This is a genomic window from Pseudomonas sp. NBRC 100443 (assembly GCF_030268185.1).
Classification (GTDB): domain Bacteria; phylum Pseudomonadota; class Gammaproteobacteria; order Pseudomonadales; family Pseudomonadaceae; genus Pseudomonas; species Pseudomonas citronellolis.
Genome location: NZ_BSQE01000015.1, coordinates 1 through 25820 on the forward strand (window position 1 = coordinate 1; position 25820 = coordinate 25820).

Annotated in this window: 18 protein-coding genes and 1 rRNA gene; 10 read left to right on the forward strand and 9 right to left on the reverse strand. The window is 68.3% G+C overall.

The window, feature by feature from the left end; translation table 11 throughout:
• Both QSJ95_RS19435 and QSJ95_RS19440 read right to left on the reverse strand, forming a co-directional pair.
• A 16S ribosomal RNA gene (locus tag QSJ95_RS19435) occupies positions 1-394 on the reverse strand; the annotation flags it as partial.
• Positions 395-1005: 611 nt separating this feature from the next.
• The gene (locus QSJ95_RS19440) at positions 1006-1659 is read right to left on the reverse strand and encodes an alpha/beta hydrolase (protein WP_043312699.1); all 654 of its coding nucleotides are present in this window, start codon (positions 1657-1659) and stop codon (positions 1006-1008) included.
• Between the two features lie 226 nt (positions 1660-1885).
• On the opposite strand from QSJ95_RS19440, the gene QSJ95_RS19445 reads away from it, so the two are divergent.
• Together QSJ95_RS19445 and QSJ95_RS19450 are read left to right on the forward strand one after the other, a co-directional pair.
• Positions 1886-3595: an amidase gene (locus QSJ95_RS19445; RefSeq protein ID WP_285644650.1), complete on the forward strand. Its 1710-nt coding sequence runs from the start codon at positions 1886-1888 to the stop codon at positions 3593-3595.
• 676 nt (positions 3596-4271) lie between these two features.
• Complete coding sequence (locus tag QSJ95_RS19450) at positions 4272-6446, forward strand: TonB-dependent siderophore receptor (protein WP_281688090.1); 2175 nt, start codon at positions 4272-4274, stop codon at positions 6444-6446.
• Between the two features lie 455 nt (positions 6447-6901).
• On the opposite strand, the gene QSJ95_RS19455 is transcribed toward QSJ95_RS19450, so the two are convergent.
• The gene (locus tag QSJ95_RS19455; RefSeq protein ID WP_285644653.1) at positions 6902-7552 is read right to left on the reverse strand and encodes a cell wall hydrolase; all 651 of its coding nucleotides are present in this window, start codon (positions 7550-7552) and stop codon (positions 6902-6904) included.
• Between the two features lie 192 nt (positions 7553-7744).
• Positions 7745-8527 carry an alpha/beta fold hydrolase gene (locus QSJ95_RS19460; protein WP_285644655.1) on the reverse strand — a complete coding sequence of 261 codons (783 nt, stop codon included), beginning with the start codon at positions 8525-8527 and terminating at the stop codon, positions 7745-7747.
• 560 nt (positions 8528-9087) lie between these two features.
• Here QSJ95_RS19460 and QSJ95_RS19465 point away from each other — a divergent pair.
• Positions 9088-9366, forward strand: a complete 279-nt coding sequence (locus tag QSJ95_RS19465; protein WP_009620156.1) for a hypothetical protein — start codon at positions 9088-9090, stop codon at positions 9364-9366.
• On the opposite strand, the gene QSJ95_RS19470 is transcribed toward QSJ95_RS19465, so the two are convergent.
• The gene (locus QSJ95_RS19470) at positions 9363-10841 is read right to left on the reverse strand and encodes an MFS transporter (RefSeq protein WP_285644658.1); all 1479 of its coding nucleotides are present in this window, start codon (positions 10839-10841) and stop codon (positions 9363-9365) included. The two genes, QSJ95_RS19465 and QSJ95_RS19470, sit on opposite strands and share 4 nt — an antisense overlap.
• A gap of 239 nt (positions 10842-11080) precedes the next feature.
• On the opposite strand from QSJ95_RS19470, the gene QSJ95_RS19475 reads away from it, so the two are divergent.
• Complete coding sequence (locus QSJ95_RS19475; protein WP_269963280.1) at positions 11081-11302, forward strand: DUF1654 domain-containing protein; 222 nt, start codon at positions 11081-11083, stop codon at positions 11300-11302.
• Positions 11303-11320: 18 nt separating this feature from the next.
• Here QSJ95_RS19475 and QSJ95_RS19480 read toward each other — a convergent pair whose 3' ends face one another.
• Entirely contained in the window at positions 11321-11530 is a 210-nt protein-coding gene (locus tag QSJ95_RS19480; protein ID WP_009620151.1) for a DUF6434 domain-containing protein, read from the reverse strand.
• Positions 11531-11711: 181 nt separating this feature from the next.
• Here QSJ95_RS19480 and QSJ95_RS19485 point away from each other — a divergent pair, with 181 nt between their 5' ends.
• The 5 genes from QSJ95_RS19485 (at position 11712) to QSJ95_RS19505 (ending at position 21221) form a co-directional block, all read left to right on the forward strand.
• Positions 11712-13352, forward strand: a complete 1641-nt coding sequence (locus QSJ95_RS19485) for a response regulator (RefSeq protein WP_285644662.1) — start codon at positions 11712-11714, stop codon at positions 13350-13352.
• A gap of 101 nt (positions 13353-13453) precedes the next feature.
• Positions 13454-17458 (forward strand): MBG domain-containing protein, encoded by a 4005-nt coding sequence (locus tag QSJ95_RS19490; protein WP_285644664.1) that lies wholly within the window; start codon positions 13454-13456, stop codon positions 17456-17458.
• Between the two features lie 2 nt (positions 17459-17460).
• On the forward strand, positions 17461-19206 hold the full coding sequence (locus QSJ95_RS19495; protein WP_285644666.1) for a ShlB/FhaC/HecB family hemolysin secretion/activation protein: 1746 nt from the start codon (positions 17461-17463) through the stop codon (positions 19204-19206).
• A gap of 265 nt (positions 19207-19471) precedes the next feature.
• A complete protein-coding gene (locus QSJ95_RS19500; protein ID WP_009620144.1) occupies positions 19472-20857 on the forward strand; it encodes an NAD(P)/FAD-dependent oxidoreductase in 1386 nt (461 codons plus the stop codon).
• Positions 20858-20876: 19 nt separating this feature from the next.
• A complete protein-coding gene (locus QSJ95_RS19505) occupies positions 20877-21221 on the forward strand; it encodes a cupin domain-containing protein (protein ID WP_009620142.1) in 345 nt (114 codons plus the stop codon).
• On the opposite strand, the gene QSJ95_RS19510 is transcribed toward QSJ95_RS19505, so the two are convergent.
• Positions 21211-22686 carry a PucR family transcriptional regulator gene (locus QSJ95_RS19510; protein WP_285644672.1) on the reverse strand — a complete coding sequence of 492 codons (1476 nt, stop codon included), beginning with the start codon at positions 22684-22686 and terminating at the stop codon, positions 21211-21213. The genes QSJ95_RS19505 and QSJ95_RS19510 overlap by 11 nt on opposite strands.
• Before the next feature lie 226 nt (positions 22687-22912).
• Here QSJ95_RS19510 and QSJ95_RS19515 point away from each other — a divergent pair, with 226 nt between their 5' ends.
• The gene (locus QSJ95_RS19515) at positions 22913-23947 is read left to right on the forward strand and encodes an ABC transporter substrate-binding protein (RefSeq protein WP_043273827.1); all 1035 of its coding nucleotides are present in this window, start codon (positions 22913-22915) and stop codon (positions 23945-23947) included.
• A 322-nt stretch (positions 23948-24269) separates the two neighbouring features.
• Here QSJ95_RS19515 and QSJ95_RS19520 read toward each other — a convergent pair whose 3' ends face one another.
• Both QSJ95_RS19520 and QSJ95_RS19525 read right to left on the reverse strand, forming a co-directional pair.
• The gene (locus QSJ95_RS19520; protein ID WP_285644675.1) at positions 24270-25028 is read right to left on the reverse strand and encodes an SDR family NAD(P)-dependent oxidoreductase; all 759 of its coding nucleotides are present in this window, start codon (positions 25026-25028) and stop codon (positions 24270-24272) included.
• A gap of 10 nt (positions 25029-25038) precedes the next feature.
• Positions 25039-25806 (reverse strand): SDR family NAD(P)-dependent oxidoreductase, encoded by a 768-nt coding sequence (locus tag QSJ95_RS19525; RefSeq protein WP_285644677.1) that lies wholly within the window; start codon positions 25804-25806, stop codon positions 25039-25041.
• Positions 25807-25820 lie beyond the last annotated feature (14 nt).

A 25820-nucleotide genomic window follows, 5' to 3' on the forward strand; every position in this document is an offset into this window, starting at 1 on the left:
GCATGGCTGGATCAGGCTTTCGCCCATTGTCCAATATTCCCCACTGCTGCCTCCCGTAGGAGTCTGGACCGTGTCTCAGTTCCAGTGTGACTGATCATCCTCTCAGACCAGTTACGGATCGTCGCCTAGGTGAGCCATTACCCCACCTACTAGCTAATCCGACCTAGGCTCATCTGATAGCGTGAGGTCCGAAGATCCCCCACTTTCTCCCGTAGGACGTATGCGGTATTAGCGCTCCTTTCGGAACGTTGTCCCCCACTACCAGGCAGATTCCTAGGCATTACTCACCCGTCCGCCGCTGAATCCGGGAGCAAGCTCCCTTCATCCGCTCGACTTGCATGTGTTAGGCCTGCCGCCAGCGTTCAATCTGAGCCATGATCAAACTCTTCAGTTCAATACTGATCGGGTTTTGAGAAAACCCTAAACTTGGCTCAGCAATCGCAAAAAACTCTCGAATTCACGAGTGTTACTTGTGATGCTGATAATCTTGCGATCACCAGTCTTAACTCACAAGCACCCACACGAATTGCTTGATTCGACTTGTTAAAGAGCAGTTGGTTGAGGCTTTCGTCTCAACCGAGGCCGCGCATTTTACAGCAACCTCGCTTCCCGTCAATACCTGATTTAAAAAATATTTTCTTTAAATTCAGCGTCTTATGTAAAACCCAGTGGGCTTTGCCAGTTGACGGGCGGCGAATTATATAGACATCCGAATAGCTGTCAACAGCTTCTTTCAAAGCGATGCTTCTCGCTGCCGATTCAGGCGCACACGCTCATCTATATATAGAACGGGCCGTAGGGCTGCTGCCCGAGGCCAGGGAGGTGATTCCCCACCCCACCGCTGAAGCATCGCCCGATGCCGACGGGGCGGGGAACCGCTTCTGTAGACATCTCTACGGCAACAAGTTCCCCTCCCGCTGCATCCCCGCGATATCTCTCCGAGAAGGCGATGCATTCGCCGCGCGCCCTGCATCCGTGCGCACGGCCAAGGCCGGCTGAGGCACCTCAGCCCAGCGGCCGCTCCACGCTGCGCAAGTGGGCCAGCACCTGGTCCACCGCGCGGTCCAGGCAGCCCTTGAAGAAATGGTTGGCGCCGGCGAACAGGGTGACCGGGCGCTGTTCGGGCCGCGCCCAGTCCAGCAGATTGGCCAGCGGCGCCATTTCATCGGCCTCGCCGTGCAATAGAAGGCAGTCCGCCGGCAGCGCCATGGGTTCGTAGTGCCGGCCGCCGGGCACCGTGCCCACCGGCAGGCCCATCAGTACCACGGCCTCGGCCGGCTGCGCCAGGTCGCGGGCGGTGCGGGCAAACACGTAGGCGCCGAAGGAAAAGCCCACCAGCGCCAGCGGCAGGTCCGGGTAGCGCTCGCGCAGATAGGCAGCCACCGCCTGGCTGTCCTGCGCCTCGCCGATGCCCTCGGCGTACTCGCCCTCGGTACCGTCCACCCCACGGAAGCTCGGGCGCACCGCCAGCCAGCCGGCCTTGCTCAGGCGCCGCGCCAGGGTCAGCGGCACCAGGTGCCGTGGGCTGCCGCCGAGCAGCGGCTGCGGGTGGCTGACCATGGCTACGCCGCGGAGCGGGCCGGCCGGGGCGTCGATGAGCAGTTGGATCCGGCCTGCCGGGCCATCGATCAGCAGCGGGTTGCGGTCTTCATCGGGCATCGCGGTGTTCTCGTTCATAAAGCGGGCGGCCAGGGTACTGCAGGCGGGCGCAGGAGCACGAGCGGATGACGGCAGCCGCCGGTCCCCGCCACTGATACACTGATCAACTGCCGCCGGCCCAGTGCCCGGCGGCCTGCCCCGGAAACCGGGGTGCCGAACAAGAAGTGAACGAGGACAGTATGAAAGCCGATTTCGCGACCACCCACCTGCAAGCGGCGGTGACAGCATGATCGAGGTAACCGAGGTTTCCATTGCCGAGCTGCGCGACGCGCTCGAGTCCGGCCGCACCACCGCGGTCGAGCTGGTCAAGGCCTATCTCGCGCGAATCGACGCCTACGACGGCGCCGACACCCCCACCGCGCTGAACGCGGTCGTGGTGCGCAACCCCGATGCGCTGGCGGAAGCCGAGGCCTCCGACGCGCGCCGCGCCCGGGGCGAGACGCTGGGCCCGCTGGACGGCATCCCCTACACCGCCAAGGACAGCTACCTGGTGAAGGGCCTGACCGCGGCCTCCGGCAGCCCGGCCTTCAAGGACCTGGTGGCCTACCGCGACGCCTTCACCATCGAACGCCTGCGCGCCGCCGGCGCCATCTGCCTGGGCAAGACCAACATGCCGCCCATGGCCAACGGCGGCATGCAGCGCGGCGTATATGGCCGCGCCGAAAGCCCCTACAACGCCGCCTACCTCACCGCGCCCTTCGCCTCCGGCTCATCCAACGGCGCGGGCACGGCCACCGCGGCCAGCTTCTGCGCCTTCGGCCTGGCCGAGGAAACCTGGTCCAGCGGCCGCGGCCCGGCCTCGAACAACGGCCTGTGCGCCTACACCCCGTCGCGCGGGGTGATCTCGGTGCGCGGCAACTGGCCGCTGACGCCGACCATGGACGTGGTGGTGCCCTACGCCCGGACCATGGCCGATCTGCTGGAAGTGTTGGACGCGGTGGTGGCCGAGGACGCCGACAAGCGCGGCGACCTGTGGCGCCTGCAACCCTGGGTGCCGATCCCCGACGTCGCCTCGGTGCGCCCGGCGTCCTACCTGGAACTGGCCGCCAAGGCCGACGCCCTGGCCGGCAAGCGCCTCGGCGTGCCGCGCATGTTCATCAACAAGGATGAAGCGGCCGGCACCAGCGAGAACCCCGGCATCGGTGGCCCGACCGGGCAGCGCATCCACACCCGGCCCTCGGTGATCGCCCTCTGGGAACAGGCCCGCAAGGCCCTGGAAGCGGCCGGCGCCGAAGTGGTCGAGGTGGACTTCCCGCTGGTTTCCAATTGCGAGGGCGACCGCCCCGGCGCGCCGACGGTGTTCAACCGCGGCATCGTCTCCAAGGAGTTCCTCCACGACGAGCTGTGGGAGCTGAGCGGCTGGGCCTTCGACGACTTCCTGCGGGCCAACGGCGATCCCAAGTTGAACCGCCTGGCCGACGTGCAGGGCGAGCTGATCTTCCCCCACGACCCCGGCACCCTGCCCAACCGCGAGGGCGACCTCGCCGCCGGCATGGACGAATACGTGCGCATGGCCCAGCGCGGCATCAAGCCCTGGGACCAGATCGCCACCCTGCCCGATGGCCTGCGCGGCCTGGAGAAGACGCGCAAGCTCGACCTGGAAGACTGGATGGACGAACTCGGCCTCGACGCCGTGCTCTTCCCCACCGTGGCCGACGTGGGCCCGGCGGACGCCGACGTCAACCCGGCCTCGGCGGACATCGCCTGGAGCAACGGCGTGTGGGTCGCCAACGGCAACCTCGCCATCCGCCACCTGGGCGTGCCCACGGTGACGGTGCCCATGGGCGTGATGGCGGACATCGGCATGCCGGTGGGCCTGACCTTCGCCGGCCGCGCCTACGACGACTCGGCCCTGCTGCGCTTCGCCGCAGCCTTCGAGTCGACCGGCAAGCGCCGCATCGTCCCGCCGCGCACCCCGCCGCTGGCACAAGGCTGACGAGGCCACGGGCAGGCTTCCGCCACCTGGGCACCTCACCCAACGGCTACCTGCGGTACGCGCTGCAAGTAGCGCCATGTAAGGCGCATGGGTAGCCGACCTGCCCCACACCAAACGCCTACGACATTCCCCCTCAGCCGGAAATGAAAGCCCGGTCGCAGGAAGAATCCTCCTCTGCCGACAGCGCGTAGGGCGAATAACCGTTCGCGGTTATCCGCCGCTGGCCGGAGCACCGATGTCCGACGACTCGCATGGCCGGTGGCCAATCGCGGACGGAGTCCGCGCCTACGGTTCCAGGAAGCACGGCTTTTCGTAGGATGGCGTTGAGCGAAGCGATACCCATCACCACGGCAGCATGGGTATCGCAAGCTCAACCCATCCTACGAAGAGCACCTCGGCGCAAGACGGTTGCTCCTACATTGCAGGTGGGCACGGCTCCTACGTCCGTGCTCCCCCCGGACTCCGTCCGCGATGATCCCTCCTTGGAAACAGCCGCCCCTCAAGGCCACCTTGGCGACAATCTGTAAATGCTAATTGTTTTTATTTACAACATATTTACCTTTCCTTACCATTTTGCCGGCGGAGAAATCCCTCTCCGATTTCCTACGTAAACAAGAATCGCAGCCGGCCTCTGCCACGGCCTCATGCGGCTTACATCCGACCAGGACCCTGCAAAATGAGACAAGTAGTATCCAGCGCCCTGTTGCTAAGCCTCTCCGCCCTCCCCCTGGCCATCCAGGCCGCGGCTAAGGATGACCGTGTGGACCTGGGCGCCACCGAGGTACTCGGTACCCAGGACCCCGCCGCAGCCGCCACCACCGAAGGCAGCGGCTCCTACACCACCAAGGCCATGCGCACCTCGACCAAGATCCCCATGTCGATCCGCGAGACGCCGCAGTCGGTCAGCGTGGTGACCCGCCAGCGCATGGACGACCAGGGCATGAACGACCTCAACGACGCGGTGAAGGGCGTCACCGGCCTGACCGTCCAGCAGTACGGCCCGGCGCGGGTGAGCTACGCCTCGCGCGGCTTCGACGTCGACAACATCATGTACGACGGCCTGCCCACCAGCATCTCCACCTACACCCAGGACGTGATCTCCGCGGCGGACCTTGCGATGTTCGACCGCGTCGAAGTGGTGCGCGGCGCCACCGGCCTGATGCAGGGCGCCGGCAACCCGGCGGCGGCCATCAACATGGTGCGCAAGCGCCCCACCCAGGACTTCCACATGAGCCTGGAGGGCAGCGCCGGCACCTGGGACCGCTACCGCAGCGAGGCCGACGTCTCCGGCCCGCTGAACAGCGAAGGCACCCTGCGCGGCCGCGCCGTGATGGCCTACCAGACCAAGGACAGCTTCCAGGACTACGTCAGCAGCGAGCGCGGCGTGCTCTACGGCATCACCGAGGCCGACCTGAGCCCGGACACCACCCTGGCCATCGGCGCCTCCTACCAGGACGACAACCGCAACGACAACTGGGTGGGCCTGCCCGCCCCGCTGGGCGGCCGCCACCTGGACCTGAAACGCTCCGACTACTACGGCGCCGACTGGTCCTACTGGGATACCAAGACCACGCACCTGTTCAGCGACCTGACCCACCGCTTCGACAACGGCTGGCAGATGAAGCTGGCGGCCGACAAGCTGTGGGCGCGCATCAACATGCTCGGCCTGTACAACAGCTGCTACTACACCTACGACTGCCCGACCATGACCCAGGGCGCCGGCAAGTACGACTACACCGACGACCACGAAAGCTACGACGCCTTCGCCAACGGTCCCTTCCAGTTGCTTGGCCGCGAGCACGAACTGGTGGTGGGCGCCAGCTACCGCCAGGAGCGCTTCGACGGCCACGGCGGCTGGGGCGACCTGTTCAAGAAGGACGGCACACCGCTGGGGGAAATGGACCCGACGCAGTGGGACCCGGCCTCGACCCTCAAGCCGAGCATCGACATGAACCTCTGGGGCATGAAGCTCGACCAGGAGCAGAAAGGCACCTACGTCACCACCCGGCTGAACATCGCCGACCCGCTCAAGGTGATCCTCGGCGGCCGCCTGGACTGGTACGAGGCCGACGCCCACGGCGACACCGACGTCTTCAAGGTCACCCGCAAGGTCACCCGCTACGCCGGGGTGATCTACGACCTCAACGACACCTACTCGGTCTACGCCAGCTACACCGACATCTTCAAACCCCAGGACACGCTGGACGCCACCGGCAACGTACTCACCCCCATCACCGGCAAGAACTACGAGATCGGCCTGAAGGGCGAGCACTTCGGCGGCGCGCTGAACTCGCAGATCGCGCTGTTCCAGGTGGACCAGGAAAACCGCGCCACCGACGACACCAGCAGCCCCAACCCGTGCCCGGCCAACCCCAGCTCCTTCGACTACTGCCAGCGCGCCTCCGGCAAGGTCCGCAGCCAGGGCGTGGACATGGAACTGAGCGGCGAGCTGAGCCAAGGCTGGCAGGCGATGGTGGGCTACACCTACGTCGACGCGAAGTACAAGCATGACGCCGACGAATCCAACGTCGGCAAGCCCTTCGACCCGAGCAAGCCGCGCCACCTGTTCAAGCTGGCCACCACCTACAATCTGCCGGGCGACCTGCACAAATGGCGCGTGGGCGGCAACCTGACCACCCAGAGCAAGACCGAAGATACGGAAACCGGTTTCCAGCAGGGCGGCTACACCGTGGTCGACGCCATGCTCGGCTACCGGGTCAGCGAGAACATCGACACCCGCGTCAACTTCAACAACATCTTCGACAAGTACTATTACAGCGGCATCAGCTTCGGCAACCTGAACTACGGCGAGCCGCGCAACCTGATGTTCAGCGTCAAGTACTCCATGTAACGCCCCCGGAGCCCCGTAGGAGCAACTGCCTTGCAGGCTGCGCCGAGGTGCTCTTCGTAGGATCGAGAGGGACGCCTGGTTCTTGCTCGCGAACAGACTCCGCTACGGGGCTTGTTCGCGAGCAAGCTCTCTCCTACGAGAAGCCGTGCCCGCTCGTACCCTAATCCACGATCACCAATACACGCCGGCCAACCCCTTGCACCCTCCCTGTAAGCGGGCCCTGCCCGCGAATCGCGCGCAGGGCGCGCTCCTACATGGGAATGGCAGGGGTATGAGACTCCGTCCGCGGTCACCGATACACGCCGGCCTGCCGGCCGGATCGCGGATAAGATCCGCTCCTACGGGGAGGGACGGTGCAAGGGGCAAACCGTAGGAGCGGATTTATCCGCGATCCGCACAGGAACCTCCGGCTATCGCAGACAAACCCCGCCCCCCGGCAAGACCGCCGCTCCCGCTCACGGACGCCGTCCCGCCCCGCTGCGGGCTATCGGCTCGCCGCCCAGGCGCGGTTTGTAGAACAGGAAATGCTCGGTCCGCGCCGTCCTCAGGTAGGTCCTCGCCCAGGACGGCCTGACGTGGCGGTCGTGGAAGTACAGCGCGCCGTCGGTGCGATCGGGCAACTGGCGGTTGAGCGCCTTGCGCGCTATGTCGCGGGCCAGGTCGTAGCGCTTTTCCTCCACCACCTGGTCGGGGCGGCCATCGCACCACCAGGAGAACTGGCAGCTCCTGCTCTCCGAGCCCTGCTTGACCACGGCGCAGACGGTATCGGGGAAGTCCTTGCTGGCCACCCGGTTCATCACCACGTTGGCCACCGCCTCCATGTCCCCGCGCGATGCGCCCTTGGCCTCCCAATAGACGGAACGGGCCAGGCAGGTGATGGCGTCGTCCAGCGGCGCCTCCCCGGCCGGGTCCACGGCGCGGGCCTCGCTGCGGGTGATGGGCCTGACCTGGGCGGCCGTGCCGCTCGCCCCCTGCTCGGCCGCCTGCTCCTCAAGCACCTCGGCCTTGTTCTCCGCCACCGCGGCCTTCTGCCCGAGCGGCCCGGCGAATGCCGGGGCGCCGAACAGCAAGGCGACGATGCACGCTACCCGGACTGTCCAGCGCATGATCGACCTCACTCGCCGGCACCTGGCGCGCCACGCCTGTTCGCGGCGCTGCCGGCCGGCTTCGCTCGGTTCTGTAGACCGCCGCGCTGGTGGATCATTCATATTGATTCCGCCACAGCCCACGGCTGGCGCGGCCTGTAACGCAACGGCGGGTGTCCGCGAGGGCTCTGGCGCGCCTCTCGCCGGCCTCGCTCAGCCCAGGAAGGCGCATACCTGCACCAGCACCTCGGCGGCCTTCTGCCGGTGCGGAACGTGGCCACAATCCGCCAGCAGCTTCATGGCGGCGGGCCCGGCGGCGCGGGCAACGAAGCGCTCGGGGTGGCGGGCCGAGCCGAACTCGTCCTGCTCGCCGTGCAGGCACAGCAGCGGGCACTGCAGGCGCGCCAGCTGGGCATCCAGGTTCCAGTCGCCGAAGGCATCGGACAGCCAGGTATCCACCCAGGCCCGCAATACCCAGTGCGCCTTGTCGCGGTGGTATTTCGCCAGGCGTTCCAGTCCGCCTGGCCGGGCGAAGTCGCGCTCGGCGGCGCGGATGCCCTCCAGGGTACGGTCTTCGACGAAGGCCTGGGCCGACTCCAGCACCAGCGCCTCGCAGGCTATACCGAAGGCTGCCGCGCAGCCCACCGCCATGCCGCCGCCAACGCTGTGGCCGAAGGCGACGAAGCGCTCGAAGCCCAGTTGTTCGCGCAACGCGGCGAAGCCCTGCCGCGCCTCGTCCTCGACGAAGCCGCGCGCCAGCGTCCCCGGGTGGGCGTCGGACTGGCCGAAGCCCAGGCGGTCGTAGGCGATCACCTCGCGCCCGCTGGCCCGCGCCAGTTGCTCGGGGAATTCGCGCCACAGCGCCACGCAGCCCAGGGAGTCGTGGAACAGCACGATGGGCGCCGCGGCGCCGCCCCCAGTCGGCGTCCAGCGCCGGGCGAAGAGCCGGCCGAGCGGCGTGTCGATCCAGTGTTCGCGGGTGCTGACCGCTGTCATGGGGGCTTCTTCCTCTGCTGCTCCGGTGGCCGGCCACTGCCCGGCGGGGCGGCGGCGCGCTGAAGGGATTCGCTTTTAGGCCGGCGGCGGCCGGAATGCAAGCCCGGCGACATACGGCCGAGTGGGAAACCACCGGCAGGTCAATACTGGTGAACATGCCCTGCCCTGCGCGGTAGTCGATCATCCGGCCATGCGGTGCAGAGACGGGGCAGCGGCTCCGTCGGCGAAGCGCAGCGGCCACGCGGCCCCATGGGCCGCCACGCCTGACCGCCGGGCAAGACTTTGTGAACTCCTGCGAACGGGCACCCTCGACTGTTCAGCTCTTACCGGGGAGGCGCGGGCCATGAATACCTTCTTCATCCTGCTGATCATCGCCGTGGCGGCCCTCATCATCATCATGGACCTGGGCCACCGCTAGGGCGCCAGCAGCGGACGGCAGCACCCATGGCGGCTCGCAGGGCCGCCGGGCAGACGTGGCCGTCTCGCCGGCACAGGGCGAAAGCACCAGGGACGGCCCTGCGAAGCACATCCCACTCCACCTACCGACAGGAAATCGAACAATGAGCCCGGAGCGCATCGCCGAAATCCTCGAGCAATACCTGCCGTTCTACGAATGCCGCATTTCGCGGGAGGCGGACGGCCAGCTCACCCTCCACTTCGACAGCCGAGTCACCACCCGAACGCACTTCACCATCCCCGGCGTACAGCCCGAACTGATCACCAGCGAACCGGCCGTGCGCGCGCTCAGCCGCGCCCTGGGCAACGAGTTCGCCCTGGTGCGCGCCGGCCAGCGCCGCGCACCGCAGGTCGCCGCCTTCGGCCTGCACCAGGGTCGCTAGCGAGGGATCTTCGCCCGCCCCGGAGCACCGTCCTCCTGCGCCGCCAGCGACAGCGGCGGCGCCACGGCCTCCAGGGCGCGGCGCTCGGCCGCCACGCCCCAGCGCGCCTGCACCAGCCCGGCGAACACCATCAGCCCGGCGCCTATCCCGTAGCCGATGAACAGGTTCTGCCGGCTGGCCGTCTCGATCAACTGGCCGAACAGCAGCGGCCCAGCGATGCCGCCCAGGCCGGTGCCCAGGGCATAGAACACAGCGATGGCCAGGGTGCGGATCTCCAGCGGGAAGGTCTCGGCCACCGTCAGGTAGGCCGAGCTGGCCGCGGCCGAGGCGAAGAAGAAGATCAGCGTCCAGGCGAGGGTCTGCTGCGTCGCGTCCAGCCAGCCGCGCAGGAACAGGTAGCCGCTGGCCAGCAGCAACACGCCGGAGATGAGATAGGTGGCGCTGATCATCACCCGCCGCCCCACCACGTCGAACAGCCGCCCCAGCAACAGCGGCCCGCAGAAATTGCCCAGGGCGAAGGGCAGGATATACCAGCCGACCCGCTCCCCCGGCACGCCATAGAACTCGCCCAGCACCAGCGCATAGGTGAAGAAGATGGCGTTGTAGAAAAAGGCCTGGGCGGCCAGCAGCGTCAATCCGACCAGCGAGCGACACAGGTGCCGGCGCAACAGCGTGGCGGCCACCTCCCCCAGCGGCGTGTGGTGGCGCCCGCGCAGGCACAGCGCCTGGCCAGGCGCCACCGGCGCCAGCACGTGCCCCTGGGCGCGCAGCTGCGCCTCCAGGCCCTCGACGATGCGCCTGGCCGCCTCGGGGCGCTGGTGGATCAGCAGCCAGCGCGGGCTTTCCGGCAGCCACAGGCGCATCGCCAGGATCACCAGGCCCAGCGCCGCGCCGATGCCGAAGCACAGCCGCCAGCCCAGGTCGCCACCGACCCGCTGCGGATCGAGCAGCACCAGCGAGCCCAGGGCACCCAGCGCCGTGCCCACCCAGAAGGTGCCGTTGATGGCGAGGTCCACCCAGCCGCGGAAGCGCGCCGGGGTGAACTCCTGGATGGTCGAATTGATGGCCGAGTACTCGCCGCCGATGCCCGCCCCGGTGAGGAAGCGAAACAGCAGGAAGCTCCACAGGTTCCAGGAGAAGGCCGTGGCCGCCGTGGCGCCGACATAGACGAACAGGGTGACGAAGAACAGGCGGCGGCGGCCGAGCCGGTCCGCCAGCCAGCCGAACAGCAGCGCCCCCAGCACCGCGCCGGCGATGTAGACGCCGCCGGCCAGGCCGACCCCGGCATTGTCCAGGCGCAGCGCCGGGCTGGCCTTCAGGGCGCCGGCCACCGCGCCGGCCAGGGTCACCTCCAGCCCGTCCAGCAGCCAGGTGATGCCCAGCGCCACCACCAGCCGGCTGTGGAAGCGCCCCCAGGGCAGGCGGTCTAGCCGCGCGGGCAGGTCGGTGCGGTACACGGGGGCGGGCGTGCTCATGCGGCCGTCCTCTTCTTCCTCCTGGCTGCGAACAGCGCAGCGACCCATGGCTGGCCACTGCGCCCTGTGCAGGTAGGGCCGCTGCGGCGCGCGGGAGTTCAGTGCAAACGCAGGCGCGCGCGCCCGCCCCCACGCCGGTCATCTTCTCGTCGTAAGAGAGGCTTTACAGCAATACTGTATGCACATACAGTATTTTCCACAGAGCCAATCAGCCACTTCCCAGACGCCAGGGGGACACCATGCACGCCGATACCTACCAGCAGCTCTCCGCCCGGGTTAACGCCCAGATCGCCGCCCACGACGCCCGCCAGCGCCCCGGCCTGACCCTGCAGCGCATCCCCGGCGACGACGCCAAGGCCTGGGAACGGGTGCTGACGGAACTGCGCGGCGCAGACAACCTCACCGTACTACCGCTGCGCGACGGCGCGGTGCGCCTGGCCTGGCACAGCTGGCTGGACTGAGCCGGGGCGAACGCGCCCCTACGGGCCGTGCCGCCGCAGCCATTCGTCCACCACCTCGCCCATGGTCGCTGGGGCGCCGCTGCGTATCCAGGCCATGAAGGCACGCTCGAAACGAAAGCCCTCGCCGCACTGCTCGCGCAGGAAGCGGCGGACGTTCTGGGTGTTGCGGTAGCCCGGATCGACCGGGGTCTGCCGGGTGATCGGCTGGCTGTGCCAATCGAAGCGCATGGGGCCACTCCCTGGTTGCGGCATGGAAGGAGTTAGCCTGACAGGATGCGGCGTTGCGGACCAGGGGCCGTGCAGCCCCAGCAAGGATCAGCCTCTACGCCATGGACGGGGATTCCTCCACGCACCACCCAAGCGCGCCTGAACTATCCTTCCGGAACCCGATCGCACGGCGGGCAGAGGGATGAGCCGCATCATCATCATCGACAACCACCCCATCACCTGCGTGGGCGCCAGGGCCCTGCTGGAAAGCCAGGGCCACCAGGTCGTCGGCGTGGCCGACAATGGCGTCGAGGGCCTGGACCTGTGCCGGCGGCTGGCGCCGGAGCTGGTCGTGCTCGACCTCAAGGTGCCGCGCCTCGGCGGGCTGGACGTGATCCGCCGTATCCGCGCCCGCCAGGAGAGTACCCAGGTGCTGGTGTTCACCGACCTGCCGGCGGACGTCTACGAGCACGCATGCGTGGAGTGCGGCGCCGCCGGCTTCGTCGCTAAGTCCGACACCCGGGCGCCGCTGCTGGAAGCGGTGTCGGCGGTGCTGGCCGGGCGCACCTTCTTCAAGGTCGGCGCGCTGCACCAGGAACCCATCGGCGCGGCGGCCCACGGCGCCGCCCAGGCCGAGGTGCTGACGCCACGGGAAATCACGGTCCTGCACTACCTGGCCGACGGCTACCGGGTCAAGGACATCGCCACCGAACTGGCGATCAGCGACCGCACCGTCAGCACCTACAAGGCCCGGCTGCTGGAAAAGACCAACACCAGCTCGCTGGTCGAGCTGATCCAGGTCGCCGCGCAGCACGGGCTGGTGGAGCGCCCGGGCGACGCACCCGCGCAGGCAGGCGCCCTGCCGTCTTTCGACAGCCTGATCGACCGCGTCCCCTACCCGGTGAGCCTGCGCGACGGCGAAGGCCGCGTGCTGGCGGCGAACGCGGCCTTTCTCCGGCTGACCGGCCTCGGCCATGACCAGGTCGCGGGCAGCACCATCAGCGAGCTGGGGGTGGTGGACGCCGAGCACCTGGAGTACGTGCGCAAGACCTTCCAGGCCGCGGTGCAGGCCAGGATCCCGTACATGACGGTATGCGTGGTCCACATCAACGGCGTGCGCCACGTGTTCAAGCAGGGCGGCATCCCCGTCAGCGGCGAGGATGGCGGGTTCATCGGCATGCTCTGCTCGGCCGTCGACATCGGCGAGCAGGACCAGGAGATCCAGATGCTGCGCGACAGCCTGGAACAGGTCCGCAGCATCCGCTCGCAGCGCGGACGCTACCTGGTCGACTTCGGCGAACAGGCCCTGCGCGAGCTGGCGGCGCTGCAGCAGCCCGGCCAGGACGACGCCCTCGCCCAGGGCCTGGCCCGGTTGCGCGGCGACATCGAGCTGCTGACCGACCTGGCCCGCCTGGAACTGGGCCAGATGACGCCCATGCCCAGTCGGGCCGATCTGGATGCCTTGACCGAGCAGGCCCTCGCCACCCCCGCAGCGCCGGCTTGCCGCTTGCAGAAGGCCGGGACGCAGCCCTGGGCCTGGGTGGACGCGCAGCGCTACCGCCAGTTGGTCGGCGCCCTGCTCCTGTATGCGCAAAGCCTGGGCGCCGGCCAGGTCGACCTGGCGGCGAAGGCCATCGAGGTTTCCGGCGCCCGCCTGCACTGGCGGCTTTCGTTGCGGGCGGGGCCCTTGCCGGCGCGCGTGCCGCCCTTCGTCGCGGCCCTGGTGCTGGCCGAGACGCTGGTCGGCCTGCTCGGCGGCAACCTGCAGGTCCATGAGCAGAACGGCGCGAAGCTGCACGTCGAACTGCATCTGGAACTCCCCCGCAGCGCGCGGCAGCCCTGACGTCTCAGGGAAGCACTACAAGCCTTTCGTGGCGCGCCTGATTAATCCCCGCAGGGAATTCCCCAAAGCTTTCTCCTAGTAAATTTCCTAGGAGACAAGCGATGAAACGTCGCCATTCGGGGAACCGCGGCCCCTCCCCTCTGCCGCTGCACACGCTCTGCGTCGCGATAGCCCTGGCCTCGGCCGGCCTATCGCTGCAGGCCCAGGCCGACGCCCTGCCCGAGGGCGGCCAGGTGGTCGGCGGCCAGGCCAGCATCACCCGGAACGGGCCGAACATGGAGGTGAACACCTCCAGCGCCCGCACCGCCATCGACTGGCAGCGCTTCAACGTCGGCCCGGACAACAGCATCACCTTCCGCCAGCCCGACGGCCGTTCGGTGACCCTCAACCGGGTGATCGGCAGCGATCCGTCGAAGATCTACGGCGCCGTCACCTCCAACGGCCAGTTGATCCTGGTCAACCCCAACGGCATCTGGCTCGGCCCGAACTCGCGCATATCCGCCAGCGCCCTGGTGGCCAGCGCCGGCTTCCTCACCGACGAGCAGGCCCGCGAGTTCGCCCGCAGCGGCAAGCTGGACCTGCAGCTCAAGGGCGTGGTCAGCAACCACGGGCGCATCACCGTGCACGACAACGGCATGGTCGCCCTGCTCGGCGCCCAGGTGGAGAACCACGGCGTCATCCAGGCGCGCAAGGGCAGCGTGCAACTGGCCACCGGCCCGCGCGCGACCCTCGACTTCCACGGCGACGGGCTGATGAACATCGCCGTCCAGGGCAGCCCCGGCGAGAAGGACAGCGTCAACGCCGACGTCACTGGCGGCGTGCACAACAGCGGCGAGATCGACGTCGGCAACGGCGTGGTGGCCATGAGCGCCGAGCGCGCGGCCAGGCACCTGGACTCGGTGATCAACCTCGGCGGCAAGGTGGCCGCCGACTCGGTGAGCGAGCAAGGCGGCAGCATCGTCCTGGGCAACGCGGCGCAGACCAACGTGACCGGCACCCTCAGCGCCAGGGGCACCAGCGGCGGCAGCGTCAAGGTGCTGGGCGACGCGGTGAACCTCGCCGGCAGCGCCAGGATCGACGCCTCCGGCAGCCAGGGTGCCGGCGGCAAGGTGCTGGTCGGCGGCAGCTACCAGGGCAAGGGCCCCGAGCCGGCGGCGAAGTCCACCGGCGTGGCCAAGGGCGCTCAGCTCAGGGCCGATGGCAGGACCGACGGCGGCCAGGTGGTGGTCTGGTCGAACGGCCAGACCAGTTTCGCCGGCAGCGCCAGCGCCCGTGGCGAACAGCGCGGCGGGGTGGTGGAGACTTCCGGCAGACAACTGCGGGTGACCAGCGACGCCAAGGTCGACACCGGCGGCAAGGTCGTCGGCAAATGGCTGCTGGACCCCGAGACGGTGAACATCGTCGCCGACGCCGATGCCGACCCCGGCACCAGCGTCACCGGCGGCACCGCCCAGGGCCCGAGCACGGCCGACCTGTGGCAGGTCTCCGCCCAGGCCATCGTCAATGGGCTGGCATCGGGCAACGTCGAGGTCAGCGCCAGCCAGCGCATCAACGTCAACTCGGCGATCGTCGCCACCAACATCGGCCAGGACGGCAACGGCAACCCTGCCACCCTGGCCCTGATCGCCACCGGCAACCCGCGCCAGGGCCAGGCCTACGCCGGCGCCGACCTTTCCAACGACAGCGGCTCGGTGTACATCAACGCGCCCATCCTGCTCAAGGACGGCAACCTGTTCATCGCCGCCACCGGCGACATCCGCCTGAACAACACCGGCGACAGCTACGGCCAGCGCGCGATCATCGACGTCGGCCAGGGCATCGCCTGGCTGAAGACTTCCAACGTCGCCTCCATCGTCCAGCAGGAAGGCACCGCGCTGATGGGCGACAAGGTGGCCCTGGAAGGCGCCAGCGTGCGCATGGAGAGCAACCTGAACTACGCCGGCACCCTGGCCGGCAAGGCCAGCAACGGCATCTTCCGCTTCAACCAGACCAACGCCAGCGGCACCACCACCACCGGCAGCGTGGCCTCGCCTTACTCCAACGAAAGCCTCAGCGGTGTCACCGCCCAGCAGCTGGAGTATCGCGGCTATCAGGACATCGTGGCCGACCCCGGTACAACCTACGGCTCCGCGACCCGCTCGGTGACCCTGCGCGCCGAGAACGGCGACGCCTTCGACTACCTGGTGTTCGAGGCCACCGGCTTCGTCACCCCGGACGGCAGCGGCGGCTACCGCGAGCTCGATCCGGCCCTGCTGCTCAACTACCTGGACAGTTCGGACTACCTGGTCAACGGCCTGAGCTTCACCGACGCGGCCGGCGTGCTCTGGAAAATCTCACCCGATGCGGCCGACCCCAGCCTGACCAAGGTGACCCGCACCGACCCCGGCGGAAGCCCGGTGGAAACCACCCTCCCAGTGGGTTTCGCCTTCGGCGCCAACGGCGGCCTGGAGGTGGTGTCCACCTTCGGCACGGCGGGCTGGGGCGTGGAACCCTACCAGTACATCCCCGGCGCCACCGATCAGAAGGAGATCCAGCACAACGCCCAGGACGGCAGCAGCCAACAATTGGTCGTCAACCTCGGCGGCAAGTACAACACCGTCGAAGCGCTGATCGGCGCCCTGGTCAACGACACCCCCTGGTTGCAGAAAGCCGATCAGAACGGCCCGTCGCTGCAGCCCGGCGAGCAGACACTGGAGCGCGCCCGGGTGCATTTCTACGAAACCGTGGACAAGACCAACGAGCCCGGGGTGATCCTCAACAGCGCCGCCCCGGCCACGATCACCGTCACCGCCGACGACCAGGCGCGCACCTACGGCGACAGCAACCCCACGCTGACCAACCGCACCGAGTACGACGCCAACGCCCAGGCGGTGAAAGGCGTCGACGACTACGTCAACCAGCAGCTCGGCCGCGACGGCACCCAGGTCGGCACGCCGACCACCACGGCCACCGAACACAGCGACGTGAGGCCCGGCGGCTACGCCATCGACAACAACGTCAGCCAGGACCAGCGCGCCCAGGGCCGCTATCGGCTGGAGGACAACAAAGGCACCCTGAGCGTCCGGCAGGCCGAGCTCAAGGTCAGGGCCGACGAGAAGTCCAAGGTCTATGGTGACGCCGACCCGGCGCTGACCTACCAGGTCAGCGGGCAAAAGTTCGGCGAGAACGCCGCCGACCTGGTGGGCGGCAACCTCAACCGCGCCCCCGGGCAGAACGTCGGCGACTACGCCATCGGCCAGGGTGGCGTCGGCAGCCTGAACGGCAACTACCGCCTGAGCTTCGAAGGCAACCTGCTGCACATCACCCCGGCGCAACTGGAAGTCATCGCCCACGACAAGACCAAGGTCTACGGCGATGCCGACCCGGCGCTGAGCTACTCGGTCAGCGGGCTGAAGAACGGTGACAGCGCCGCTGCCGTGCTCAACGGCGGCCTGCAGCGCGAGCGCGGCGAGAACGTGCGGCCCCGGGGCTACGCCATCGGCCAGGGCAACCTGGGCCTGAGCAGCGGCAACTACAGCCTGGTATTCAAGGAGGGCAACCTGCAGATCACCCCGGCGCCGCTGGTGGTGAGCGCCGACGACAAGCGCAAGGCCCAGGGCCAGCCCGACCCGCGGCTGACCTACTCGGTCAGCGGACTGAAGAACGGCGACCCGGCCGACGTCGCCAGGGGTTCGCTGAGCCGCGCCCCGGGCGAAGAGCCCGGCAGCTACGCCATCGGCCAGGGCCAGGCCTTCGAGGCCGGCAGCAACTACAGCGTGGTGTTCCGCGACGGCGCCCTGACCATCACCGGACCGCTCGCGCCACAGCCGCAACAGGGCATCCCGCTCACCGCCCAGGCCCCCGGCAATACCCGCTGCACCGCGCTGGAATCGCCCTCGGCGGTCTCGGCCAACTACTCGGTGTCGCCGGCGGTGATCCGCACCTACGCCGTGCAACTGATCTGCAAACCCCGCGCCTACGGCGGCAAGACCAGCACCACGCCGGACATCCGCGACGTGCTGACCTACGCCAACAGCCTGATCAGGGACGGCCAGTTCATCGCCCCCGACTGGAACCGCAGCGTGATCCCCCACGACCTGAAGGCCGGCCAGAAGGGAGGGAAATAGCCATGAAACCGCTTCCGTCGAAACTGAGCATCCTCGCCCTGGCCGTCTGCTCCGGCCTGTTCGCCAGCGCCGCGCTGCAGGCCGCCCCGCTCGGCCAGCTCAACCCCGGGCGGGTCGAGGTGCCGGACGCCTCCGGGCACCGCAGCGCGCCCACCGAGATGCCCGCCACGCTGCAGTTGCCGGACACGGTGGTCACCCCGAGCGCGGAGAACGTCCCTGCCGAGATGACCGCGCTGCCCGGCGGCGAGACCCGCTTCAAGGTCGCCAAGGTCACCCTCAGCGGCGTGACCAGCTACCCGCCCGCCACCTTCGCACCACTGCTCGCGCGCCTGGAAGGCAACAGGGTGTCGCTGCCCGAAGCGAACGCCGTGGCCGACATCATCACCCAGCGCTATCGCCGCGCCGGCTTCCTCCTGGCCAAGGCCTACGTGCCCGAACAACGCCTGGAGAACGGCAACCTGGTCATCCACGTCTTCGAGGGGCGGATCAACCAGGTGACCTTCCAGGGGCCGAGCAACAAGGCGCTGGAAGGGTATGCCGGCAACATCCGTGAAGAAGTGCCGGTGAAGAGCGCCACGCTGGAACGCAACCTGCTGCTGATGAACGACGTGTCCGGCAACCAGAGCCGCGGCACCTTCGTCCCCTCGCCGGTCGCCGAAGGCACCGACCTGCTGGTGGAGAACACCCAGCGCAAGTACGAAGGCTTCTTCGGCTTCGACAACCGCGACAGCCGCTACTTCGGCCCCTGGCAGGTGTACGGCGGGGTGGGCGTCAACGACCTGACCGGCCACGGCGACCACCTGGGCGTGCGCGCCGGCAAATCGGTGGAAGGCAACAAGATGACCTTCTTCGAAGGCCAGTACGAACTCCCGGTCGGCAACCGCGGCGACGTGCTCAGCTTCCTCGCCCAGCACAACGACGGCCACGCCGACACCTACTCCTTCCTCAACGCCAACAGCTCCGGCGACACCTTCGCCGTGCGCATCACCCGGCCGTGGATCCGCCAGCGCGACGAGACCTTCAAGACCTCGGCGGCCTTCACCTGGTTCAACGGCAAGTCCGAGTACCTCGACGACCCGCACAACCCGCCCTCCAGCGACGACCGCATCCGCGCCCTGCGCCTGGGCGCCAGCTACGACTTCTTCGATGCCTACGGCGGCAAGAACCTGGTCAAGGCGGAACTGAGCCGCGGCCTGAAGATCATGGGCGCCAGCAGCGAAAACCGCGCCAACCCCTCGCGCGAGGGCGGCGAGACCGACTTCACCAAGCTGCAGTTGGATGCCCAGCGCCTGCAGGACCTGTCGAAGATCATGGACGGCCTCAACCTGTACCTGGCGATGACCGCGCAGACCTCCTTCGGCCAGCCGCTGCTCAGCCCCGAGCAGTTCGGCGTGGGCGGCAGCGAGTTCGGCCGCGGCTACGACCCGTCGGAGATCACCGGCGACAAGGGCTTCGCCGGCAAGGTCGAGCTGCAGTACAACCGCCTGCACACCTTCAGGGACCACGAGGTGCCCACGCAGTACTACGCCTTCTGGGACTTCGGCAAGGTGTGGAGCGAGGAGCCGAGCTGGGTCAGCGCCGAGAGCCTGTCCTCGGCCGGCGTCGGCGCCCACCTGCAGGTGTTCAAGGACATGTACGTGTCGCCCGAGCTGGCCTTCCCGCTGACGCGCAAGGTCTCGGCCGAAGAGCTGGACGACGACAACGGCAAGGCGCCGCGCTTCTACCTCAACTTCCTCAAGCTGTTCTGAACCCGCCGCGCCGGAACCTCCAGGGTTCCGGCGAGTGAAGACGGGCAACGCAGGATGGGTGGAGCGAAGCGATACCCATCGCCACGGCCACATGGGTTTCGCTCACCCCATCCTGCGAAGAGCGCCGTGGCCGGGGCACCCTGGCCTCAGCGCCGGGTTCGTATGTTTGTATGAAAACCCGCCGCCAAATCGTTAGAAATGCACGATGGGTAGGCCAGCGCCGCTCGGCGAGATTATGGGAAACAACAACCCATGGGCTCTCGCCATGAAACGCTCCCTCTGGCTCCAGGAAATTGCCGACGAACTCACCCCGACCGCGCCCCTGCGGGAGGACCTCAGCGTCGACGTCGCCATCATCGGCGGCGGCTTCGTCGGGCTATGGACGGCGCTGCGCCTGCTGGAGCTCGAACCGCAGTGCCGGATCGTGATCCTCGAGCGCGACATCTGCGGCGGCGGCGCCTCGGGGCGCAACGGCGGCTTCGTGATGTCCTGGTGGCCGAAGATCAGCTCGCTGGTGGCGCAGTGCGGCAAGGAAGAAGCCCTGCGCCTGGCCCGCGCCTCGGAAGCGAACATCGGCGAGATCGGCGAGTTCTGCGCGCAGCACGGCATCGACGCGCACTTCCGCCGCGGCGGCTGGCTGTGGACCGCCACCAGCGACGCCCAGCGCGGCGCCTGGAAAGGCGTGCAGCGCACCTGCGAAAGCCTGGGCGAGCAGGTCTTCCGCTCGCTGCCGGACAACGAAGTGCAGCGCCGCGCCGGCTCGCGCCAGCACCTGGAAGGCGTGATCGAGGCCAGCAACGCCACCGTGCAGCCCGCCCGCCTCGCCCGCGGCCTGCGCCGGGTGGCGCTGGAGAAAGGCGTGCGGATCTTCGAGAACACGCCCGTGGACGACATCCAGCGCAGCGAACCGGCGGTGCTGCGCACGCCCTCGGGCTCGGTCACGGCGCGGCGCGTGGTGCTGGCCACCAATGCCTGGGCCGCGCAGATCCCCGAACTCAGCCGCGTCGTCCTGCCGGTCACCAGCACCATAGTGGCGACCCACCCGATCCCCCGGCGCCTGGAACAGATCGGCTGGACCGGCGGCGAGTCGATCACCGATTCGCAGCTGATGGTGGACTTCTACCGCACCACGCAGGACGGCCGCATCGCCTTCGGCAAGGGCACCGGCATGATCAACTACGCCAGCCGCATCGACGCCAGCTTCGACGACAACCCGCGGCTGAGCGAAGAGACCGAGAAAGACTTCCGCCGCACCTACCCCAACCTCGCCGACGAGCCCATCAGCCACGCCTGGTGCGGCCCCATCGACCGCACCTACGACAGCATGCCGGTGTTCGGCCACCTGGAAGGCGCGCCGCACATCTTCTACGGCATCGGCTGGAGCGGCAACGGCGTCGGCCCCAGCCGCCTGGGCGGGCGCATCCTCGCCAGCCTGGTGCTGGGGCGCAACGACGAATGGAGCCGCTGCGGCCTGGTGGGGCGCCGGCCCAAGAGCTTCCCGCCGGAGCCCATCCGCTACTTCGGCGGCCTGCTGGTGCGCGGCGCGGTGCAGCGCAAGGAGGAGCAGGAGGCGCAGAACCGCAAGCCGTCCTGGCTCGACCTCAGGCTGAGCAAATTCGCCCCCGTGGGCCTGGAAGACAAGAGCGCCTGAACAGGCAAGGAGACCCCCGATGCAGCACCTGATCCATCTGCCCGATACCGCCCGCTTCCCGCTGCCCGCCGGCGTGCCGGCCAAGGCGCCGGTCGGCACGCCGGTGGCCGAGGCCGCCACCTACGCCGCCGAAGGCCAGGGCGGCCTGCTGACCGGCGTGTGGGAATGCACCCCGGGGCGCTTCCGCCGCCAGGTCATGGAGCGCGAGTTCAGCCACTTCATCAGCGGCCACGGCTTCTTCATCCCCGACGAGGGCGAGCCCATCGAACTGCGCGCCGGCGACGCCATCCTGTTCCCGGCGAATTGTCACGGCACCTGGGACATCCGCGAAACCCTGCGCAAGAGCTTCGTGATCATGCCTTGAGGCCGGCGATGTCCGCCGCGCGCAGGGCGATCCACAACACGGCGACGTCCTCGGTGGAATCCAGCGAGAGGCCGGTGATCTCCTCGATGCGGCGGATGCGGTAGACCAGCGTCTGGCGGTGCACGTTGAGCCGCTCGGCGGTCTTCTGCCAGGAGCGGTTCTGTTCGAGGAACACCTGCAGCGTGTGCTGCAGCTGCGCGCCCTGTTGCTGGTCGTAATCGGCCAGGGCGCCCAGGGCGCGGCGGTAGACCAGCTGGGCCTCCTCCAGGCTGGACGGCAGCCACAGCAGCTCACCGGAAGCCCGCCCGTAATAGGCGACCTGGCGGCTGGCCGAGGTATGCGCCAGAGCCAGGCGCGCCTCGCGCAGCGCCTCCGGGGTGCGGCCCGAGTGCCCCAGCGGGTTGGACAGCCCCAGCGGGCAGCCGAGCACCTGCTGGACCTGCTCCGCCGCCGCGTCCGAGGCCAGCAGCAGGATCAGTTCCTCGCCCTGCACGCGCGACAATAACGCCACGCCCTGCAAGTGCAGCCGCTGCGACCAGCGCTCGGGCAAATCCGCCTGGCAACGGGCAACGGCGAAGACCGCCTGGCCGACGGGGTAGCCCAGGGCGCCCAGGCGCTCGTGGGCGGGCCGCTCGCTCAGGCGCTGCTGCAACAGGTCATCCAGCAACTCCCAGCCCTGGCGCAGCAGGCGCTCATGCTCGACCTGCTGGCGCTCCAGCTCGATGCCCAGCACCGCCGTCACGTGGTGCAGCAGGCCGTAATCCACCAGGCCGCCGCCGCAGGCGAGAATCTTGCAGGCCGGCACCGAAGGCAGGGCCATGACCAGGGCGTCGCCCTCCTCCGTCGAATGGCGGGTGACGGTGGTCGTGGTGTTCGCACGCTTGCCCAGGGCCGCCCGCCAGTGCGCCGGCAGCGGCGCCAGGCCCGCATGCCAGGGCTCCAGCGAGGCGGCGTCGAACAGGTAAAGCTGGGTGCGCAAGTCCGCCGCCAGGCGCTGCAGCAGGAACTCCACGCCGACGTGGCGCAGGCCCATGCGCGCGCTTTCGTAGATGCGCGCCACCGCGCTGCGGCGCTCCTGCTCCTCCTGCTTGCTGGCATCGATGATCGCCCGGGCGACCGCCGAGAACGGCACCGAGCTGTGCGTCAGCAGCAGCGGGAAATCCAGCTGCATGGCGGTATCGAACAGCACTTCCATGTCGCTGGGCGCGTGCATGTTCTCGCCGATCATCAGCCCCGCCACGCGGGCCCTGGCCAGCCGCTCGATGTACTCGCGCTGCGCCGCGGCGTCGGCGGGAATGCCCAGGCCGGTGGTCATCAGCAGCTCGCCCTCGCCCAGCCATTGCGAGGGGTCGGGCAGTTCGCAGACGTGGGCCCAGCGCAGCAGCCGCCCGACGTGGCTGGCGCCGCTGACCAGGCGCGTGGACAGCGCGTTGTCATCGAGGATGTCCTGAATCGAAATCGGCACGGCGCCTCCGGCAGGTGGGTTCGCAGCAGCGAATCAGAGGATCGCATCGGCCCCGGGCCGTTGAATCCATACAAAGGTATGAACCAGCTGCTGGCGAATTGTAAATCTGTCTGATGTCGCCGCGCCCGGGCCCTGGGGAAACTGGAGGTCAGGCCGCGCGCAGTCCAGCGCCCCCCGGCCCGTTGCCCTCACCGGACATTCCCTCGACTCATCGGAGCCCATAACAATGCCAAAGTCTCTGAGCAGCGTCATCGCCCTTTCCATCGCGTGTCTTTCCACCCACGCCCTGGCCGACCTCACCGTGGCCTCCCAGGGCGGGGCGAACAAGAACGCGCAGCAGCAGGCCTACTACCAGCCCTACAGCGCGCAGACCGGCAGCCGGATCATTGCCGACGAATTCAACGGCGAGATGGCCAAGGTCAAGATCCAGGTCGACACCGGCAGCGTCTCCTGGGACGTGGTGGAGCTGGAAACGCCGGAACTGCTGCGCGCCTGCGACGAGGGGCTGCTGGAGGAGATCGGCGACGACCCGGCCATCGCCGCCCTGGCGCCCAAGCTGGTCAAGGGCGCGATCAACACCTGCGGCGCGGGCATCTTCGTCTGGTCCACGGTGCTGGCCTACAACGCCGACAAGCTCAAGACCGCGCCCACCGGCTGGGCCGACTTCTGGGACGTGAAGAAGTACCCGGGCAAGCGCGGGCTGCGCAAGGGCCCCATGTACACCCTGGAGTACGCGCTGATGGCCGACGGCGTGCCGTACAAGGACATCTACGCCGTGCTCGCCACCAAGGAAGGCCAGGACCGCGCCTTCCGCAAGCTCGACGAGATCAAGCCGTACATCCAGTGGTGGGAAGCCGGCGCGCAGCCGCCGCAATACCTGGTCTCCGGCGACGTGGTGATGAGCGCCGCGTACAACGGGCGCATCTCCGCCGTGCAGAACGAAAGCAACCTGAAGGTGGTGTGGAACGGCGGCATCTACGACATCGAGTCCTACGCCATTCCCAAGGGCGCCAAGCACGCCGAGGAAGGGCGTAAGTTCATCCGGTTCGCGCTGCAGGAGCCGCAGCAGAAGGCCTATTCCGACCACATCGCCTACGGCCCGGTGAACCTCGAAGCAGCAGCGCAGATAGCGCCCGCGCAGAGCCAGAATCTGCCCAGCGCGCCGGATAACCTGGGCAAGCAGTTGGCGATGGATGCGGCCTTCTGGGCGGACCATGGGGAGCAGCTGCAACAGCGGTTCAATGCCTGGGCGGCGCGCTGATTCTTGGGTGTGTTTGCGCCGCTTCGGCCTGCTCGGAGGTTCCTCTGGAAATCCGAATCGCGGACGGAGTCCGCTCCTACGGCCGCTCCGAGGCGCTCTTCGTAGGATGGGTTGAGCTTGCGAAACCCATGCGGTGGCGCTGATGGGTATCGCTTCGCTCAACGCCATCCTACGAAAAGCCGTGCCTCCCTGTAACCGTAGGACTCCGTCCGCTTTGGGGGGAAATATCCCAGATCACAGGCCCCGCACACTCGAAACACCACCGCACGACGCAATGAAGAAAGCCCACCGCCAAGGTGGGCTTCCCGGCGCCACTCGCGCCTCAGAAAGGCAGCGGCAACTTGGCCGTGCGGCCGCCGTCCACGACTATCACCTGGCCGGTGATGAAGGCCGCCGCGTCGCTGGCCAGGAACACGGCGACGCCGCCGATGTCCTCGGGCTCGCCGGTGCGGCCCACCGGGTGCAGCTTCAGCAGGCCGGCGCGGGCCAGCTCGGGTTGCGACTGGGCGTCGATGTAGGCGTCGCTCAGTTCCGAGTTGATCCACCCCGGGGCGATGGCGTTGCAACGGATACCGTCGCGTCCCAGATCGACGGCCATGGCCCGGGTGAAGCCATGCACGCCGGCCTTGGAGCCGCAGTAGGCGGTATGCCAGGGGTTGGCGCCGATGCCTTCGATGGAGCCGATGTTGACGATGCTGCCGCCGCCGCGCCGGCGCATCTGCGGCAGCAGCGCCTTGGCCAGGAACACCGGGGCGCGCAGGTTGACGGCCATCATGCGGTCCCAATCGTCCTCGTGCATGTCGTCGAGGGATTTCTCGAACATGAAGCCGGCATTGTTGACCAGGATGTCGGCGCCGCCGAAATGCGCCTCGACGGCGCGGGCGATGGCATAGGGCGCCTCGCGCTCGGCCAGGTCGGCCTCGCACCATGCCACCCGCGGGTTGGCGCTCAGGTCTTCATCCAGCGGCTGGCGCTGGGCGACCAGCACGCGGGCGCCGGCCTCCAGCAGTTTCTCGCTGATCCCGCGGCCGATGCCGCGTCCGCCGCCGGTCACGACGGCTACCTTGTCATTGAGCAGCATGCTGGCCTCCTCAGCCCGAAACCGGTTTGGCGCCGGTGACTTCGAGCGTTTCCGCGGCAATGTAGCGCGCCTGGTCGGAGGCCAGGAAGGCGATCACGTCGGCGATGTCCTCCGGCTCGGCGATGCGGCCCAGCGGCACGGTCTTGTTCAGCTCCTCGATGGCCTTTTGCGGGTCCAGGCCACGGCGTTCGAAGCCGCTGCGGATCATCGGCGTGTTGATCTCATGCGGGCACACGGCATTGACGCGGATGCCGAAGGGCGCGGCGTCCCGGCCCAGGTTCTTGGTCAGCGCGGCCACCGCGCCCTTGCTGGTGCAGTAGGCGACGTGCCCGGGGCCGGGGTAGACGCCCCAGACCGACGAGGTGTTGACGATGGCGCCGCCGCCGCGGCGCTTCATGTGCGGTATCGCCGCGCGGCAGAGGAAGAACACGGCGTTCAGGTTGACGTCCAGCGCCGTGAACCACATGTCGTCGGTGGTTTCCTCGACGGTGCCGCGGGGAATGATGCCGGCATTGTTGAGCAGGATGTCGACGCCGCCGAAGCGCTCGACCGCCCGGGCGATGATCGCCTCGCAGTACTCCTTCTCGCGCAGGTTGCCGGCCAGGCACTCGGCCTCGGCGCCCAGGGCGCGCGCCTCGTCGACCATGGCCTGGCAGTCCTCGGCGTTGATGTCCGAGATCATCAGGCGGGCCCCTTCGGCGGCGAACAGCCGTACCAGCGCCTGGCCCACGCCGCCGGCGCCACCGGTAATCACGACAATCCTGTTTTCGAATCGCATGGCCTTGCACCTCA

Bases quoted from the DNA above. Each gene is read 5' to 3' on its own strand.
- QSJ95_RS19475 (WP_269963280.1), top strand. From the start codon at position 11,081: ATGCACGCCGATACCTACCAGCAGCTCTCCGCCCGGGTTAACGCCCAG.
- QSJ95_RS19495 (WP_285644666.1), top strand. From the start codon at position 17,461: ATGAAACCGCTTCCGTCGAAACTGAGCATCCTCGCCCTGGCCGTCTGC.
- QSJ95_RS19460 (WP_285644655.1), bottom strand. From the start codon at position 8,527: ATGACAGCGGTCAGCACCCGCGAACACTGGATCGACACGCCGCTCGGC.
- QSJ95_RS19440 (WP_043312699.1), bottom strand. From the start codon at position 1,659: ATGCCCGATGAAGACCGCAACCCGCTGCTGATCGATGGCCCGGCAGGC.
- QSJ95_RS19455 (WP_285644653.1), bottom strand. From the start codon at position 7,552: ATGCGCTGGACAGTCCGGGTAGCGTGCATCGTCGCCTTGCTGTTCGGC.
- QSJ95_RS19520 (WP_285644675.1), bottom strand. From the start codon at position 25,028: ATGCTGCTCAATGACAAGGTAGCCGTCGTGACCGGCGGCGGACGCGGC.
- QSJ95_RS19445 (WP_285644650.1), top strand. From the start codon at position 1,886: ATGATCGAGGTAACCGAGGTTTCCATTGCCGAGCTGCGCGACGCGCTC.
- QSJ95_RS19480 (WP_009620151.1), bottom strand. From the start codon at position 11,530: ATGCGCTTCGATTGGCACAGCCAGCCGATCACCCGGCAGACCCCGGTC.
- QSJ95_RS19525 (WP_285644677.1), bottom strand. From the start codon at position 25,806: ATGCGATTCGAAAACAGGATTGTCGTGATTACCGGTGGCGCCGGCGGC.
- QSJ95_RS19485 (WP_285644662.1), top strand. From the start codon at position 11,712: ATGAGCCGCATCATCATCATCGACAACCACCCCATCACCTGCGTGGGC.
- QSJ95_RS19450 (WP_281688090.1), top strand. From the start codon at position 4,272: ATGAGACAAGTAGTATCCAGCGCCCTGTTGCTAAGCCTCTCCGCCCTC.
- QSJ95_RS19515 (WP_043273827.1), top strand. From the start codon at position 22,913: ATGCCAAAGTCTCTGAGCAGCGTCATCGCCCTTTCCATCGCGTGTCTT.
- QSJ95_RS19470 (WP_285644658.1), bottom strand. From the start codon at position 10,841: ATGAGCACGCCCGCCCCCGTGTACCGCACCGACCTGCCCGCGCGGCTA.
- QSJ95_RS19505 (WP_009620142.1), top strand. From the start codon at position 20,877: ATGCAGCACCTGATCCATCTGCCCGATACCGCCCGCTTCCCGCTGCCC.
- QSJ95_RS19500 (WP_009620144.1), top strand. From the start codon at position 19,472: ATGAAACGCTCCCTCTGGCTCCAGGAAATTGCCGACGAACTCACCCCG.
- QSJ95_RS19490 (WP_285644664.1), top strand. From the start codon at position 13,454: ATGAAACGTCGCCATTCGGGGAACCGCGGCCCCTCCCCTCTGCCGCTG.
- QSJ95_RS19465 (WP_009620156.1), top strand. From the start codon at position 9,088: ATGAGCCCGGAGCGCATCGCCGAAATCCTCGAGCAATACCTGCCGTTC.